The 16,218-nt window shown below is 71.6% G+C and carries 14 protein-coding genes; 5 read left to right on the top strand and 9 right to left on the bottom strand.

The annotated features are described in order from the left end of the window. Nucleotides 1–161: 161 nt before the first annotated feature. The gene (locus OHS70_RS17100) at nucleotides 162–971 is read right to left on the bottom strand and encodes a diacylglycerol kinase (RefSeq protein WP_328398428.1); all 810 of its coding nucleotides are present in this window, start codon (nucleotides 969–971) and stop codon (nucleotides 162–164) included. A gap of 153 nt (nucleotides 972–1,124) precedes the next feature. On the opposite strand from OHS70_RS17100, the gene OHS70_RS17095 reads away from it, so the two are divergent. Continuing rightward, nucleotides 1,125–2,408, top strand: coding sequence for an adenylosuccinate synthase (locus tag OHS70_RS17095; protein WP_328398425.1), 1,284 nt, complete (start codon nucleotides 1,125–1,127; stop codon nucleotides 2,406–2,408). A gap of 120 nt (nucleotides 2,409–2,528) precedes the next feature. Here the strand turns inward: OHS70_RS17095 and OHS70_RS17090 are convergent, their stop codons facing one another. Continuing rightward, a complete protein-coding gene (locus tag OHS70_RS17090; RefSeq protein WP_328398423.1) occupies nucleotides 2,529–3,365 on the bottom strand; it encodes a hypothetical protein in 837 nt (278 codons plus the stop codon). 85 nt (nucleotides 3,366–3,450) lie between these two features. On the opposite strand from OHS70_RS17090, the gene OHS70_RS17085 reads away from it, so the two are divergent. Continuing rightward, nucleotides 3,451–5,184, top strand: coding sequence for a serine/threonine-protein kinase (locus OHS70_RS17085; protein ID WP_328398421.1), 1,734 nt, complete (start codon nucleotides 3,451–3,453; stop codon nucleotides 5,182–5,184). Between the two features lie 12 nt (nucleotides 5,185–5,196). Here OHS70_RS17085 and OHS70_RS17080 read toward each other — a convergent pair whose 3' ends face one another. Together OHS70_RS17080 and OHS70_RS17075 are read right to left on the bottom strand one after the other, a co-directional pair. Next, nucleotides 5,197–5,439 (bottom strand): DUF397 domain-containing protein, encoded by a 243-nt coding sequence (locus OHS70_RS17080; protein WP_328398419.1) that lies wholly within the window; start codon nucleotides 5,437–5,439, stop codon nucleotides 5,197–5,199. After that, nucleotides 5,436–6,272 carry a helix-turn-helix domain-containing protein gene (locus OHS70_RS17075; RefSeq protein WP_328398417.1) on the bottom strand — a complete coding sequence of 279 codons (837 nt, stop codon included), beginning with the start codon at nucleotides 6,270–6,272 and terminating at the stop codon, nucleotides 5,436–5,438. Before OHS70_RS17075 ends, OHS70_RS17080 begins: the two co-directional genes overlap by 4 nt. Before the next feature lie 156 nt (nucleotides 6,273–6,428). Between OHS70_RS17075 and OHS70_RS17070 the strand changes: the two genes are divergently transcribed. Next, nucleotides 6,429–6,836 (top strand): hypothetical protein, encoded by a 408-nt coding sequence (locus tag OHS70_RS17070; RefSeq protein ID WP_328398415.1) that lies wholly within the window; start codon nucleotides 6,429–6,431, stop codon nucleotides 6,834–6,836. Nucleotides 6,837–6,854: 18 nt separating this feature from the next. On the opposite strand, the gene OHS70_RS17065 is transcribed toward OHS70_RS17070, so the two are convergent. Continuing rightward, nucleotides 6,855–8,723 (bottom strand): serine/threonine-protein kinase, encoded by a 1,869-nt coding sequence (locus OHS70_RS17065; protein WP_328398413.1) that lies wholly within the window; start codon nucleotides 8,721–8,723, stop codon nucleotides 6,855–6,857. Nucleotides 8,724–8,929: 206 nt separating this feature from the next. On the opposite strand from OHS70_RS17065, the gene OHS70_RS17060 reads away from it, so the two are divergent. Next, nucleotides 8,930–10,297, top strand: a complete 1,368-nt coding sequence (locus tag OHS70_RS17060) for a S1 family peptidase (RefSeq protein ID WP_328398411.1) — start codon at nucleotides 8,930–8,932, stop codon at nucleotides 10,295–10,297. 7 nt (nucleotides 10,298–10,304) lie between these two features. On the opposite strand, the gene OHS70_RS17055 is transcribed toward OHS70_RS17060, so the two are convergent. The 3 genes from OHS70_RS17055 to OHS70_RS17045 all read right to left on the bottom strand — a co-directional run bounded on the left by OHS70_RS17055 (nucleotide 10,305) and on the right by OHS70_RS17045 (nucleotide 13,420). Continuing rightward, nucleotides 10,305–11,969 (bottom strand): serine/threonine-protein kinase, encoded by a 1,665-nt coding sequence (locus OHS70_RS17055; protein ID WP_328398409.1) that lies wholly within the window; start codon nucleotides 11,967–11,969, stop codon nucleotides 10,305–10,307. Nucleotides 11,970–12,338: 369 nt separating this feature from the next. Continuing rightward, nucleotides 12,339–12,830, bottom strand: coding sequence for a MarR family winged helix-turn-helix transcriptional regulator (locus OHS70_RS17050; protein ID WP_328398407.1), 492 nt, complete (start codon nucleotides 12,828–12,830; stop codon nucleotides 12,339–12,341). Then, nucleotides 12,827–13,420: a type 1 glutamine amidotransferase family protein gene (locus tag OHS70_RS17045; protein ID WP_328398405.1), complete on the bottom strand. Its 594-nt coding sequence runs from the start codon at nucleotides 13,418–13,420 to the stop codon at nucleotides 12,827–12,829. Before OHS70_RS17045 ends, OHS70_RS17050 begins: the two co-directional genes overlap by 4 nt. Before the next feature lie 175 nt (nucleotides 13,421–13,595). On the opposite strand from OHS70_RS17045, the gene OHS70_RS17040 reads away from it, so the two are divergent. Further along, nucleotides 13,596–14,963, top strand: coding sequence for an aspartate aminotransferase family protein (locus OHS70_RS17040; protein WP_328398403.1), 1,368 nt, complete (start codon nucleotides 13,596–13,598; stop codon nucleotides 14,961–14,963). Between the two features lie 325 nt (nucleotides 14,964–15,288). Here OHS70_RS17040 and OHS70_RS17035 read toward each other — a convergent pair whose 3' ends face one another. Continuing rightward, nucleotides 15,289–16,167 carry a hypothetical protein gene (locus OHS70_RS17035; protein ID WP_328398401.1) on the bottom strand — a complete coding sequence of 293 codons (879 nt, stop codon included), beginning with the start codon at nucleotides 16,165–16,167 and terminating at the stop codon, nucleotides 15,289–15,291. Between the last annotated feature and the right edge of the window lie 51 nt (nucleotides 16,168–16,218).

Below are 16,218 nucleotides of genomic sequence, written 5' to 3'. Positions count from 1 at the left end.
CCCGGTGATGGCCCAGGTTCCGTGGGAAGCGCAACCCCGGACCGGGCTCGGCGACGGCCGCGGGAAGCACGCCCCAAGGCCGTGCGGGACGATGCTTCCGGGGTGCCCCGCGCCCTCACGACGTCAGTCCTTGACACCGTCGGCCCGGGCGCCCCACGCCCTCACGCCGCCGGCAGCGTCAGCCCCCACGCCCCCTGCCGCATCGTCCAGGTCCGGGTCCGGACCGGACCCGTGATCAGGGCGTCCGCGCGGTAGCGGAAGTCCGCGCCGGAGACCGTGACCGTCAGGGCCCGGGCGCGCAGTGGTACGGACCCGGCGTCGTGCTGCACGGTCACCTCGGCCCGGCCGCCGTCCGTCCGGACCGTCACGCCCTCCACCGGCTGGTCCAGATCGGTCAGCAGCACCCCGTCGGCCTCCACGCGCAGCCGGTGCCGGCAGGGAGGGGGCGCGGGCGGGGCGGGCCGGACCAGGGTGCGGACCAGTGAGCGGCAGGCGGTCCACACCGACGCGCCGTGCCCCTCGGCGTCGTCCCGCGCCGGATCCCGCACCGCGGGGATGGCGAGATCGCCCAGCACCACGCCGTCGCTCTCGTCGACCAGCAGATCCAGCCGCCGTACGGCCCCGTCCAGCACCGCCCTCGCCGCCGCGACAGGCCCGGCGGGCACGCCCAGCGAGTGCGCGAGCTGCACGGACGCGCCCACCGGCACCAGTGCCAGCGCGTCGTCGCCGAGGCGGCGGTCCCGGTGAAGCAGGGTCACGGCCCGCAGCAGCGCCCGGTCGTCACCCACCACGACGGGCCGTCGCGGCCCCCTGCGGGCGAGTGCCCGGGCGAACTCTTCGTGGCTCGCGGGGAGGCAAATTTTCGCCTCCGACCCGCCGCACAGCACATCCTTCGCAATTCGCACGGACTCGCCGTCAATTCGGCGGGCGACCGGGTCGATGACCACCAGCAGCTGGTCGTGATCCGACACCTCGGTCCTTCCTCGGGTAGCATCTTTGTGCAAGAGCCCCTTGCGCTATTGCGCCAGGGGCTTCGTCTATTCCGGGGCAACCGGTCCGAAGACTCAGGCACGGCTCAGGCCCCCTGACCTTGGTCTTGCCCCGCCCGGAAGGGGTGTACGCCTGTGCCCGCACTTGTGCTGCTCGGTGCTCAGTGGGGTGACGAAGGCAAGGGAAAGGCCACCGATCTCCTTGGTGGGTCCGTTGATTATGTGGTGCGCTATCAGGGTGGCAACAACGCCGGCCACACGGTTGTCGTAGGTGACCAGAAGTATGCGCTGCATCTCCTCCCTTCCGGAATCCTCTCGCCGGGGTGCACCCCGGTCATCGGCAACGGTGTCGTGGTGGATCCGGCGGTTCTGCTCTCCGAGCTGAGCGGGCTGAACGACCGCGGTGTCGACACGTCCAAGCTCCTGATCAGCGGAAACGCCCATTTGATCACGCCGTACAACGTCACCCTCGACAAGGTGACGGAGCGGTTCCTTGGTAAGCGCAAGATCGGCACGACCGGCCGCGGCATCGGACCGACCTACGCGGACAAGATCAACCGCGTCGGCATCCGCGTCCAGGACCTGTACGACGAGTCGATCCTGACCCAGAAGGTCGAGGCGGCGCTGGAGGCGAAGAACCAGCTCCTCGCCAAGGTCTTCAACCGCCGGGCGATCGAGGCGGACAAGATCGTCGAGGAGATGCTCCAGTACGCGGAGCAGATCAAGCCGTACGTCGCCGACACCACGCTGATCCTGAACAACGCCATCGACGAGGGCAAGGTCGTCCTCTTCGAGGGTGGTCAGGGCACGCTGCTCGACGTCGACCACGGCACGTATCCCTTCGTCACCTCCTCCAACCCGACCGCGGGCGGCGCCTGCACGGGCGCGGGTGTGGGCCCGACGAAGATCAGCCGGGTCATCGGCATCCTCAAGGCGTACACGACCCGCGTCGGCGCGGGCCCGTTCCCGACCGAGCTGTTCGACGAGGACGGCGAGGCGCTGCGCCGCATCGGTCACGAGCGCGGTGTCACCACCGGCCGCGACCGCCGCTGCGGCTGGTTCGACGCGGTCATCGCGCGCTACGCGACCCGGGTCAACGGTCTGACCGACTTCTTCCTCACCAAGCTGGACGTGCTGACCGGCTGGGAGCAGATCCCGGTCTGCGTCGCCTACGAGATCGACGGCAAGCGGGTCGAGGAACTTCCGTACTCCCAGACCGACTTCCACCACGCGAAGCCGATCTACGAGTACCTGCCGGGCTGGTCCGAGGACATCACCAAGGCGAAGACCTTCGACGACCTGCCGAAGAACGCGCAGGACTATGTGAAGGCGCTGGAGGAGATGTCGGGCGCCCCGATCTCGGCGATCGGCGTCGGCCCCGGCCGGACCGAGACGATCGAGATCAACTCGTTCCTGTAGTACCGCTGGTACGGCTCACCGGCAGGGGCGTCCCGCATGGTGCGGGGCGCCCCTGCCGTCTGCCCTCGAGCGAGGCGGGTGCCGCGGCCGGTCTGTCCGGATCCTGCCCGGCGGGGCCGTTCAGGGGTGCTCGAAGGCCTGCAGTACGCCGCCGACGGCGAAGCACAGCGCTCCGGTGAGCGTCCCCCAGTCGGCCACGGTCGCGCTCACCAGGTTGCCGGTGCCCGGCACGGTGAAGTCCGCCAGCGCCGCCACCATGAAGAGCGCGGATCCCAGCTGGTTGACCGCGACGATCCACCAGCCGAGGTCGTGCACGCGCAGGCTCGCCCGCCCGTGGCTCACCTCGGCCAGGGCCAGCTGCCCCGAGATCAGGAACAGCACGCAGCCGATGACGTCGGGTGCCCAGACCAGCCGGTTCGTCTGCCGGGAGGTGAGTCCTTCCAGGAACGAGTCGAGCAGGTTGACGGCGAACACGAGCGTCCCGGCGAACAGCAGGAACGTGCCGAGCCAGTCGATCCGCATCGGTTCGTAGCTCCACCACCGCCACGGGACGGGCTCCAGTGTGTCGGAACCGCTGCGCCGGCGAGGAGCGTTGACGGCCTGGAGCAGGGAGGCGTAGCCGCCGGTGTTGAAGAACAGCCCTCCCGCGAAGTAGATCGACACGCCTGCCGTCGGGCTGCTCGACGTGAGTGCGTACGCGGCGCCGAGCGCGAACAGCGAGCCGCCGATCGTGAACGCCACGGCGGCGATGGTGTTGAGCCTGCCCAGTCGTTTCAGGGACCGAGTGTCCGCCGGATGCCGTACGGCTTTCGCGTCCTCGGCGGCCCGTACGGTGAGCGCACCGAGTTTGCGCACCGCGCGCGACTCCCAGACCGCGATGTCACCCTCGGCGTTGCGCCAGGTCAGCTTGGTGGTGAACGGCCCTGCGCCTTCGGCGAGCTCCTCGGTGCGACCCACGCGCGCCAGCGTAGAGCGCTCCGGGCGGGAGGCGATGGAGGACCTGCTCGGGGCCGTGTCACCGGCGCCTCGTAGGCTCCCGCCCATGAGCGACGGGGAATCCGGCAGACGGGTCATCGACGGGCGCTTCGAGCTGGAGGCGCGGCTCGGTGGCGGCGGTATGGGCATGGTGTGGCGAGCACGCGATCTGGTGCTGGACCGGGCCGTGGCCCTCAAGGAGGTGCGGCCGCCCGATCCCGGGCTCGCCGAGTACGACCCGGAGGCCGCGGCGATGCTGCGGGCCCGCGTGCTGCGGGAGGCGCGGGCGCTCGCCCGGGTCGACCATCCCAACGTCGTGACCATCCACCACGTGGTGGACGGCGGCGAGTACACCTACCCGTGGCTCGTCATGGAGCTGGTGACCGGCGGATCGCTCCAGGACCGGCTGGACAAGGGGCCGATGGCGCCCGCGGAGGCCGCCAGGGTCGGGCGGGACGTGCTGGCCGCGCTGCGGGCCGCGCACGACGTCGGCATCCAGCACCGTGACGTGAAGCCCGCCAACGTCCTGATGCGCCCCGACGGGCGCCCCGTCCTCACCGACTTCGGCATCGCCGCCATCCGGGAGTCGACCGCGCTGACCGCGACCGGGTCCATCATCGGCACGCCCGACTACATGGCCCCCGAGCGCATCTCCGGCCAGGACGGGGGGCCTGACGCGGACCTGTGGTCGCTGGCGATGATGCTGTACGTCGCGGTCGAAGGGCATCATCCGCTGCGCAGGGGGACGACCCTGGCGACCCTGGCCGCCGTCCTCAGTGAGGAGCTTCCGCCGCCCCGCCAGGCGGGTCCCCTCGCCGGGGTCCTGGCCGCCGTGCTCACCAAGGACCCGGCCGCGCGGCCGGACCCGGAGACGGTCGACCGGATGCTCGCGGATGCGGCACAGGGCAGGGACAGCGCCCCGGGCGCCGCCGGCGCCACCACGTCGTACCGGCTGACGCCCCCGCCCGGACCGGCGACCGCGCCGTCCGCACCGGCCGGGTTCGGCCCGCCGACGGGCTTCGGTCCGCCCATGGGCTTCGGTCCGGCGGCTCCGCACGATGCCGTGCCGGGCCCCATGGGGTCGCCGACCCCCTACCCGGCAGGCCCCACGCGGCAGACGCCGCCGCCCGGACCTGCGCGGCGCCGCATCACGATCGCGTCGTCGGTGGTCGGGACCGTGCTCGCCGGCGTCCTGGTGTGGACCCTGCTGCCGGACGGCGGTGAGAAGGACCGCGACACCGCGTCGAGCCCGCCGGGCTCGTCGTCGACCGGGACGAAGACCCCGACGCAGGAGGCGCCCACGGCCACCCGGTCGGCGTCGGCACCGGCGTCGCAGGCCGACGCGAAGACCGATCTGCTGACCCCGGACGGCATCCGGACGGCGGTGAAGGAGATCAAAGCCGCGACGGGCACGAACCGCGCGTGCGCCTTCAACGTCTACGAGGACCACGTGTCCGCGGAGATCATGGTCAAGGGCAGCGACAAGAAGTACGACAGCTACACCTACCGCCCGGGCAAGGGCGTGGAGAAGGGCATCATCAGCAGCTCGATCATCGGCGGCGATCGCCCGTTCAGCCTGGACGACTTCGACTGGGATGTCGTCCCCGCCCTGCTGAAGCGGGCCGAGAAGGACCTGAACGTGAAGAAGCCGACCATGCGTTACATCTTGGTCAATCCCGCCGACGACACCTTCGGTGATCCGCTGAACCTGGCCGTCTATCACACCGACGACTACGTCTCCGGCTACCTGGAGGCCGACCTCAAGGGCAAGGTGACCCGGGTCATGCCGGCCGAGAACTGACCGGCCCGTCGGCTACGCCTGGGCGGCGTGGCCGACGAAGACCGCCCAGGCCTCGGGGGCCACGGTGAAGACCGGGCCCTCGGGGACCTTGGAGTCGCGGATGTGGACGGTGTGGGGGCAGGCGGCGACTTCGATGCAGCTCCCGCCGCTGTCGTCGCTGTACGAGGACTTGTGCCAGCCGATGGCGACCTCGATGCACTCGCCGCCGCTACTGTCGCTGTAGCTGGACTTGAACCAGCGCAGGGTGCTGCTCATCTCTGCTCTCCCGCCAACTGCTCGATGAGGCCCAGTGATTCACGCCGATCCAGGGCCTGTGCCCGGATCCTCGCATACCGCTGCGTCAACGCACTCACCTTTGCGGGGTCCTTGATCAGCAGGCTCTCGCCCTGCATCTCCAGGTAGACCAAGCGGTCGTGCTCCGGGGTCTCCACCAGTTCCATCCCACCTCGAGCGCCCGCATACTCGCCGCTCAAGCCCGCATCCAGCGGCAGCACCTGCAACGTCACGTTACGCTGCCGCGCACACCCCGCAAGGTGCCGCATCTGGCCACGCATGATCTCCTCGCTCCCGATCGTCCGCCGCAGCACCGACTCCTCCAGTACCACCTCGATCAGCGCCACCGGCTCCCGCTCGAACAGCGCCCGGCGGGCCATCCGTGCCTCCACCAGCTCCTCCACCCGGTGCTCGGGCAGCGGCGGGTAGCCACCGCCGATCAGCGCCCGCGCGTACTCCTCCGTCTGGAAGAGTCCGTGCACGACCAGCGTGGCGTACAAGTGCAGACCCAGCGCCTTCTGTTCCAGCAGCGCGTAGTTCTTGAACTGGGCCGGGTACTTGTCCAGCCGTACGTACTCCCGCGCCTGCTCGAACAGGCCCAGCCCGTCCCCGAGGGCCGCCTCCAGCTGCACCAGCATCGCGTCGCTCGCCGGCTGCGCACACGTCTCCATCGCGCTCACCGCCGACGCCGTGAAGCCGATCCGGTCGCCCAACTGCTCCTGTGTCCAGCCCTTTCTGGCCCGCATCCTGCGTGCCATGCCGGCAACCAGCCGCGTCGTCGGACCCGCCGATTCCTTGTTCTCCGAACGCGCCATTTCCGATCACCTCCCGACTCGACCGGACTCAACCGGTCACAACCCGTCCCTGCCGAACTCGACCCGGAACTACTGGCGTTGCCGCAGGTCAACCTCTGTGTGACGGCATGCCGTGCGCCATGGAAAACGCTAAGGGGAGATCGCCAGACTGGACGGGTGGATACACAAAGTCGCGAGGCGAACCTCGACTGGATTCCCGATTCCGGATTCCGACTCCGAAAGGCCGGAGTGCAATTCGACGCCGTCCGGGTCACGGGTGACGACGGCCACCGACTCGTCGACCTGATGGACCACATGACCGGCGGCGAGCCCGGCCCGGTCGTCGTCGATGTGAGCGGCCGCCGCTGTGCGTACTTCCTGCTCCCGCCGGGCAGCACCACCCGCCGCTCCTGGCCGCGCGGCGCGCTCTGCTACAACTCGGCCAACGGGTACGAGAGTTACGTTCCGGTCCCAGCCCTGCGCGGGCGCACCTGGCCGCTGCTGTGGCGCTTCCCACCCGTCATGGCCGACCGCTTCGTCCATCCCGTCCTGCTGCGCAGCGCCGTGATCACGCTGCTCGGCTGAGTCCCCCGGACGCGGTGGTCACTGGCGGTAGTACTCCCCGGGTTCGCCGTCCGCGCTCATCCCGTACACGAGCAGCCGCTCCTTGCCCTCGAAGCGGTCGACGCGCAGATACTGCGATGTCGGACTCTCCACGCACTCGGAGTCCGACGCCGCCTCGTCCAAGGTGGAGGGCCCCGCGACGAGGTAGGTGCCGACGCCCGCCAGGACGGCCGTGCCCGCGCAGTGGAACGAGCCGCCGGTCGGTTCTCCGGTCTCCTCGTCCGTCCGCGGGTTCGTGTTGTCGAACCGTACGAGCGGCGCGCCGACAGGGCCCTGCGTGATCGTCACACGGCGGTCGAACAGCTCGGCCTGCCCGGGTCCCCATTCGGGACCCGACTCGTCCTCCTGCCACACGCCGACGAACGTCGCCGGCACGATGTCGGGACCGCTCTTCGACTTGCGGAAGGTCGACGTCACCGTTCCGGACCGCCACTCCAGCACGTCGGGGGAGCGGACCGTGAGCGTCTGGTGCGCGGCCGGGGTGCACTGCTTCTCGGGCACGCTCACCGTCACATCGCTCTCGCCGAAGACGATCCGGTCGCTGTCCGCGGAGACGAGCACGGACCGGCCCATGCACAGGCGTTCGCCGGTGACCATCACGTACACCGCGGCCTTCTCACCGGACTTGCCCTGCGTGATCTCGATGCGTCCGGTCGCGTACGGCGCCTGGGCGGTGCCGTCGAGCACCCCTTCCCACGCGCCGAGGAACACCGCGGGCACGTTCCCGGCCTTGGACTTGGTGGTACTGCCGCCGGAGGACGACGGGGTACGCGCCGCGTTGTTGCTGCCGTCGTCGCGCTTGGCGCCCTCCGGCCAGAACACGGCCGCGGCAACGCCTCCCGCGGCGAGTACGGCCGTCGCCACGGCCGAGGCCACCACCGCCGTACGCCGCCGGCGGCGCGGAGCCGGTGCGCCGGGTTCGTCGGCCGGCGTGGCGTCGTCCCGGCCCGGTACGGGCGTGTCCGCGTCCAGCAGCTGTGCCGCGCTGCGCCCGAGCCCGGCCAGCACCCCCGCGGGCAGCCAGGTGTCCCCGGCCCCCGGGTCCGTCGCGGCGAGCACGGAGGCGGACGGGCGGCGCTGCGGGTCCTTGTCGAGGCAGGCCCGGACGAGCGGGCCGAGCTCGGGCGGCAGGCCGGTGAGGTTCGGCTCGTCGTGCGCGATACGGAACATCATGGCGTGCGCGCCGCTGTCCGCGGACCCGAACGGCGCCGTCCCGGTCGCCGCGTACGCCAGCACCGCACCCAGGCAGAAGATGTCCGACGCGGGCGTCACCCTCTCGCCCCGCACCTGCTCGGGCGACATGAAACCGGGCGATCCGACGACCGCGCCCGTGCCGGTCAGCCCGCCGTCGGTGACGGTGTCCACGGCGCGTGCGATGCCGAAGTCGATGATCCGCGGCCCGTCCACGGTGAGCAGGATGTTGGAGGGTTTGAGGTCCCGGTGGACCAGGCCCGCGGCGTGGATGTGCGCGAGTGCGTCGGAGAGCCGGTGCGCGAGCGCCTGCACGGTGACGGGCGGCAGCGGCCCGAACTCCTCGCCGACCACGGTCCGCAGCGACGGCCCCGGCACGTAGGTGATGGCCACCCAGGGCGCATCGGCCGAGGTGTCGGACGCGATCACGGGAGCGGTCCCGGCCCCGCCGACCCGCTCCAGCGAGGCCACCTCGCGCGCGAACCGGCGCCGGAACTCGTCCTGTTCGGCGAGCTGTGCGTGCACGAGTTTCACGGCGACGGTACGCCCGCCCTCGGACCGTGCGAGATACACCCGTCCCATGCCGCCTGAGCCGAGCCGGCCGATGAGGCGGAACGGGCCGATGCGGGAAGGGTCTTCGGGAGTAAGCGCATCCACTCGGTGATCCTCGCACGATCCCGTTGTCGTGTGCGCGACGTTGCGGGCCGGGGCCGTGATCGTGTCCGGGCCCTCCGGTGAGCCCGGTGGGAGCGGACTCCGGACCCTCGCTCGGGATCCTCGCTCGGATCCTTGCTTCCGGGTGAACACGGCGGCCCGGCGGCACGTATAGACGTAGGACCAGTCGGACGACCTTGGGGCCGCAGATGAGGCACGCACGGCGCAACCTCCAGCGGCTCGCGCGGCTGGCGGCCATCGGCGGACTCGTCTCGGGCGGGCTGATGGTCTCCAGTGCCGTGGCGAGTGAACCGTCCCCGGGGGCGGGCGCCACGGCCGAGGCGGCGCAGGTCGTCTCGCGGCTCGGGACGTCGCGCACCGCGGGCAACTGGATCGGGGCCGACGGCCGGCCGGTCGTCGCGGTGACCGACGAGGACGCTGCGGCGGAGGTGCGGGAGGCCGGTGCGAAGCCCAAGGTCGTGCGCTACAGCATGGACCGGCTCCGCTCGGCGACCGAGGCCCTCGGCGAGGCGCCGAAGGTCACCGGGACCGCCTGGCATGTGGACTACGCGACCAACCGGGTCGTGGTGCAGGCCGACAGCACCGTCTCCGCCGCGGACTGGTCGAGCCTGACCGGCCTTGCCGAACGGATCGGCGGCTCCGTCCAGATGGAGCGGACCGCGGGCACCTTCACCACCAGGGTGAACGGGGCCTCCCCGATCTTCGCGGGCAACAGCCGCTGCTCGGCGGGGTTCAATGTGACCGACGGACAGCAGTCGTTCATCCTGACGGCCGGACACTGCGGCCCCGTCGGCACCACGTGGTTCGTGGACCGCCAGGGCGACGCCGGACCGCTCGGCACGACCACCGTCTCCAGCTTCCCGGGCAACGACTTCTCCCTCGTACGGTACGAGGGCGGCGAGCCCTTCGGCGGAGCCCAGCCGGACGTCGTGGAGATCGGCGAGGGCCGGGGCGTACGGATCACCGCCGCCGCCGATCCCGTGGTCGGGCAGCGGGTCTTCCGCAGCGGCAGCACGTCGGGCTTCCGCTCCGGGGAGGTGACCGCGCTGAATGCGACGGTCAACTACCCCGAGGGCACGGTCACCGGCCTGATCCAGACCACGGTCTGTGCCGAGCCCGGGGACAGCGGGGGCCCGCTCTTCGCCCAGGGCCTGGCGCTGGGCGTGACCTCCGGGGGCAACGGGGACTGCACGAGCGGGGGTGTCACCTACTTCGAGCCGGCGACCAAGGCGCTGGCCGACCTCGGGGTGAGCCTGGCGGGCAGTGCATCGGCCGCTCAGGACGGCGCCGGTGCGGGTGCGCAGGCGCAGGTGCCGCCGCCGGCCGCCGCCGAAGCCGGTGCGCCGGGAGCGGCCGGTACGCCCGCGTCGCCGGGCGGGGAGAGCGGATCGGTCACCGTGGACTCGATCGCCGCCGGTCTCGGGCCCTTGGGCGCCCTCGGTCCAGGGATCGGGGTCATGGTCGCGAGCCTGATCCTCCTGGTGGCCAGCCGCTGGATCCAGTCTGCGCAAGGACGCAGGAACTACCGCGACCACTACTCCCAGTTGTGGGCCTGAGGCAGGATCATCCGGTCTTCCTGTAGGTGAGCGGTTCGCCGCCCGAGCCGACCAGCTCACGGACGATCGTCGTGCCGTCGGGCATCGCCAGACGGCTCCACTGGCCCGGCGAACAGCTCACCGGATCCCCGAACGTGACCTGGGTCGGACCCAGTTCGAGGGGCGGGCCCGAGGCGCGGAGCGTGGCGGACCAGCGGCACTCGTAATTGGGGCCGGAGCCGCTCAAGGTCATCACCTGCTCGCCCGTCGAGCCCTGCGTGATCGTCATGCTGCGGGTGTTGGTGCCGTCGGCCGTGTCGAACGTGGCCTCCCAGCTGCCGAGGTACTCGGCCGGCACCGTGCCCGAGGCTGCGGAGGGGGACGACGAGGGCGAGGGGCCGTCCGTGGCCGGGGTTCCGGACGGGGTCGCGCTCTTGGCGGTGGCGGTCGGCTCGGGGCCGGCCTTGGTGCCGTGGTCGTCCTTGGACATGAACGCGTACACCGCGGTGCCCGCGCCGACCGCGACCACCAGGGCGACGGCTATCAGCGCGAGCGTGCCGCCGCGCGAACTGCCGGGCTGCGGCGGGGGAGCGGGGGCCGGGAGAGGAGTGAAGGCGGGTGTCGCGTACTGCGGGTACGGCTGTTGCGGGTAGCCGTACGCGGGCTGCGGCGCCGGGGCAGGCAGGGGCGGCGGCGGAGGTGACGGCATCGGCGTCGGGGGTGTCGAGGGCGCCGTGATCGTCGGCTGGTGCGGAGGCGCGGGTGCGGGTGCCGGGGCGGGCAGTGGTGTCCGTGGCTGCTCGAACTCCAGCAACTGCACCGCATGACGGCCCAGTTGGGCTGTCAGCGCCCCCGGCAGCCACGGCTCGGTGTCCGCGCCGTCCGTCGTACGCTCCAGGATCTGCGGCAGCGCCGGCCGGGCCCCGGGATCCTTGTGGAGACAGTCCCGCACCAGCTCGCGCAGGCCCTCGGGAAGCCCGTCCAGGTCCGGTTCCTCCTGCGCGATACGGAACAGCTGCGCATGCACACCGCTGTCCGCCGCGCCGAACGGCAGCCGCCCGGTCGCCGCGTACGCGAGGACCGACCCGAGGCAGAAGATGTCGCAGGCGGGGGTGACCCGGTCGCCGCGCACCTGCTCCGGGGACATGAAGCCGGGGGAGCCGACGAGTGCGCCGGTGCGGGTGAGGCCGCCGTCGGTGACCGTCTCCAGGGCGCGGGCTATGCCGAAGTCGATGACGCGCGGACCGTCGATGGTGACCAGGACGTTGGACGGCTTGAGGTCGCGGTGGATGAGCCCGGCCGCATGGATGTCGGTGAGCGCGTACGCGAGGCCCGAGGCCAGGAAGCGGACCGAGCGTTCGGGCAGCGGGCCGTGCGGTCCGCAGACGACGGTGTGCAGCGCGGGCCCCGCGACATAGCCCGTGGCGACCCAGGGGACGCGCGCCTCGGTGTCCGCGTCCAGCACGGGCGCGGTCCACTCCCCGCCGACGCGCAGGGCGGAGCGCACCTCGAGGCGGAAGCGGCTGCGGAACTCCTCCTGCTGGGCCAGTTCCTGCCGTACGAGCTTCACGGCGACGGTCCGGCCGCGGTCCGAGCGGGCGAGATACACCTGTCCCATGCCGCCCGCGCCGAGCCGGGCCAGGAGCCGGTAGTCGCCGATGTGCTGCGGATCCCCAGCTGACAGCTGCTCCATCGCCGTGCGGTCCTCCCCCGTACCCGATGTTCGACGGACCGAGGATAGTGCCACCCGCAGGGGCCATTCAGGTCAGAATCCGACCTGTTCGCCGCCTACGGTCGGTCTCATAAACGCGACCGGATCCGCGCCGACCCTTTCCGGGTGGCCTCCGCCCGGCCGGATCCCGCGCGGTGGCGCGGATGCTGCCCGACCGGAGCCGATCCTTTCCGGGTGGCCTCCGCCCGGCCGGATCCCGCGCGGTGGCACGGATGCTGCCCGACCGGGCACGTCCCGCAGGGGATGCCGCCCGGTCGGCCGGGCACGTCCCGCAGGCCCCGATGCCGCCAGGCCGGCGCGCCCTGCCCGGTGGACGGCCGCCCGGCCCGGTCAGGCGGTGTCGGTCTCCGTGGGCCCGCCGACCCCTTCCGCCTCGATCGCCGCCATCGCCTGCGAGAGCTGCTCCAGTGCGTGTGCCGTCTCGGCGAACTCCTCGGGGCCGAGGGCCTCCAGCAGCCGGTGCGCCAGCCGTGCATGCCCCGGGTCGATCTTCTGGATCGCTTCCCGGCCGAGTTCGGTGGCGTGCAGCAGCTTGGCGCGGCGGTGGGCCGGGTTGGGGCGGTACTCGGCCAGTCCCTGCTCGGCCAGCACATCGGCGACGCGCTGCACGCTCTGGCGGGTGATCCCCATCGTGCGGGCGATCCCGGCGACGGACTGCGGCTCGCGCACCACCGCTCCGAGCACCTGCCAGCGCGCCGCCGTCAGTCCGGCCTCACGGGCCAGGCCGTCCGAGACGGTGAGGAACTGGCCGTTCAGGCGGAAGACGCCGAGCGCCGTGCGCGTCAGCAGCTCCTGGGGATCATGCGGGTCTCGCGTGCTCATGACGACAGGATCTCGTACGCCGACGCGTCCGAGTCGCGGAACAGCCGGTACCAGGCGTCCAGCTTCTCGCCCTCGTACACGCCGAGCCTGGCGAAGACCTCGCGGGCGAACGCGACGGGTTCGGTCGGGCCGGCGGTGATCAGATCGCCGTCGGTGACGGCGTCCGCGTCGCGGTAGTGCTCACCGCCCTTGTAGCCGGTGGCGTCGAGGTAGAACGGGACGGCGCTGGTGTGGGCGCGGTCGTCGAGCAGCCCCTCACGGGCGATCCCGGCCGTCGCACCGCAGATCGCGGCGACCGGCACGGCCGCGTCGAGGAAGGCGCGCGCCTTGGCCGCGAAGGGCGCGAGGTCGTCCCCGGTGTCCCACAGGTGCGCGCCGGCGAGGATCAGCATCCGGCTGTCGGCAGGGTCGAGCTCGTCGAGTGCCAGATCGGGCTGGATACGCAGGCCCCCCATGGTGGTCACCGGCTCGGTGGTGGGGCCGACGGTCCGCACGGTGAAGCCGTTCTGGGTGAGGTGGGCGGTGATGTGGCCCGTCTCCCAGTCGGCGAAGGTGTCGTACACGGCGAGATGAACGGTGGTGCTGGTCATGGAGCCCTCCGGACGGGTGCGGTGTTCCGATGACAGAAGACTGTCATGACGACAGTATGCTGTCAAGTGGTGGGATGGGTGTCTCCGCCCGCACGACACATCGCCGATGAAAGAGGCAGAGGGCATACAAAGTGGCCATGTCGGTCTCCATCCGCGCGTCCTTACCCTGGCGCGCATGACCCCTCAGCCCCTCACCTCCCCCGATCCGCAGGCCGGCGCCGCCGTCAAGGCCGCCGACCGCGCGCATGTCTTCCACTCGTGGTCCGCCCAGGGCCTGATCGACCCGCTCGCCGTCGCCGGTGCCGAGGGGGCGTACTTCTGGGACTACGACGGGAACCGCTACCTCGACTTCACCAGCGGACTCGTCTACACGAACATCGGCTACCAGCACCCGAAGGTCGTCGCCGCGATCCAGGAGCAGGCCGGAAAGCTCGCCACCTTCGCGCCCGCGTTCGCCGTCGAGTCGCGCTCCGAGGCCGCACGCCTCATCGCCGAGCGCACCCCCGGCGACCTGGACAAGATCTTCTTCACCAACGGCGGCGCCGAGGCGATCGAGAACGCCGTCCGGATGGCCCGGCTGCACACGGGCCGCCCCAAGGTGCTCTCGGCCTACCGCTCGTACCACGGCGGCACCGCCACCGCGATCAACGTCACCGGCGACCCGCGCCGCTGGGCCAACGACAACGGCACCGCTGGTGTCGTGCACTTCTGGGCGCCGTTCCTGTACCGCTCACCGTTCTACTCCGAGACCGAGGAGCAGGAGTGCGCCCGCGCGCTGACGCACCTCGAGGACACCATCGCCTTCGAGGGGCCGCAGACCATCGCGGCGATCGTCCTGGAGACGATCCCGGGCACGGCCGGCATCATGACGCCGCCGCCCGGCTATCTCGCGGGGGTCCGCGAGATCTGTGACCGGTACGGCATCGTCTTCGTGCTCGACGAGGTCATGTCGGGCTTCGGCCGTACGGGCAAGTGGTTCGCCGCCGAGCACTTCGACGTCACCCCGGACCTGATGACCTTCGCCAAGGGCGTCAACTCCGGTTATGTGCCGCTCGGTGGTGTCGCGATCTCCGCCGAGATCGCCGAGACCTTCGACAAGCGCCCCTACCCGGGCGGACTGACCTACTCCGGCCACCCGCTGGCCTGCGCGGCCGCGGTCGCCACCATCCAGGTGATGGAGGAGGAGAAGGTCGTCGAGAACGCGGCCCATCTGGGCGAGACGGTGCTCGGCCCGGGCCTGCGTGAACTCGCGGAGCGCCACCCGTCGGTGGGCGAGGTGCGCGGCACGGGTGTGTTCTGGGCGCTGGACCTGGTCCGCGACCGCGAGACGCGCGAGCCGCTGGTGCCGTACAACGCGTCGGGTGAGGCGGCGGCGCCGATGGCCGCCTTCGCGGCGGCCTGCAAGAAGAACGGCCTGTGGCCGTTCGTGAACATGAACCGCACGCATGCGGTCCCGGCGTGCAACGTGACGGAGGCGGAGGCCAAGGAGGGCCTGGCGGTCCTCGACGCGGCGCTCTCGGTCGCGGACACGTACGTGGCGTAGCCGGGGGCGCTGCGCTCAGGACGCTCGCGCCCCGGTCGCCGACGGGCCGGTCTTCCGCTCACGAGCGGAAGACCGGCCCGTCCGGCGTTCTGCGACGCTCCCCCACGCCCCGCGGGTGTGGGAGGCACCTCGCCTCGGAGTCGTCCGGGGTACGGGGCGGGCCGACTCGGCCCGCCGGTGACGGAGGCGCCGCAGAGCGGCGGCGCCGACGCACGTGTGCCGTGCCCGGACGGACCGGGCACGGCACACGGCCGCGCATCGGACGCTTCAGCGACCGCTCATCGGACGCCTCAGCGACCGCTCGCCGGCGGCCGGATCGGCAGCACTACTTGCTGAGGATGTTCCTCGGCGCGCCGGTGAGGGCCTTCTCGCTCTTGAACCGGGTTACCGCGAGCTCCGACGGTTCGGTGAGCTCGACCCAGTCCTCGTCCCAGACGAACTGCTGCCCCTCGACGTCACCGTGCGTCTCCCACACCTCGCCGTCGGTGGTGAGCACCTTGGCGAAGGCCGAGTTGCCCTGGGAGGTGATGGACGCGGCACACGGGTTCTCGGGGAAGTTGTCGTTGGGCGGTCCGTCGCTGATGTTCTCCCAGACGTACGGTCCCTCGGCCTCGAAGTCGAGGCCGTCGCCGTCCTCATCGAGGTCCGGGGCCCCGTTGCCGTTCCAGTCCATGGCGCCCTCGTGGAGCCGCTGGCCGACGAAGTACTGCCCGCCGGTGAGCACCACGCTGAACTCTTCGGCGTTGCTGGGAGCGTAGCTGTCGATGTCGGAGCACGGTCCGGCGTCGCCTGTCGCACCGGTGGGTCCGGTGGGCCCGGTCGGGCCCGTCGGTCCGGTGTCGCCGGGGCCGCCGCCGGGTCCGGTGGGTCCGGTCGGTCCGGTGTCGCCGGTGTCACCGGTGGGTCCGGTCGGTCCGGTCGGTCCGGTGGGGCCCTTCTTGGCGGGCTTTTCGGGCTTGCACTTGTCTCCGCTCTCCACCACCAGGTGGCCCTGGCGGTCGTACCACCTGTCACACCTGTCGTCCTTCGACGTGGGTGCCACGGTCACCGCGGCCGCCGTCCGCTGGGCCGGCGCTGCCGCCGTCGCAGGGGTGCTGAGGCCCACCATCACGAGGGCCAGCGACGCGAGCGCGCCGCCGGTGAGCACTTTGCCCCGCTGGGGGAGCGGACCGAGGCCGGACCCGTTCCTTCTGTCAGGACTCATGGTGTGTCCTACTTTCTTTGTGTGTGCTGTGCGAACTGGTCACTCGAGGTA

Origin of the sequence: Streptomyces sp. NBC_00390 (assembly GCF_036057275.1) — a bacterium.
Lineage (GTDB): Bacteria > Actinomycetota > Actinomycetes > Streptomycetales > Streptomycetaceae > Streptomyces.
The sequence above is the reverse complement of the archived record's forward strand: the minus strand, read 5'-3'. Positions and strand labels throughout refer to the sequence as shown.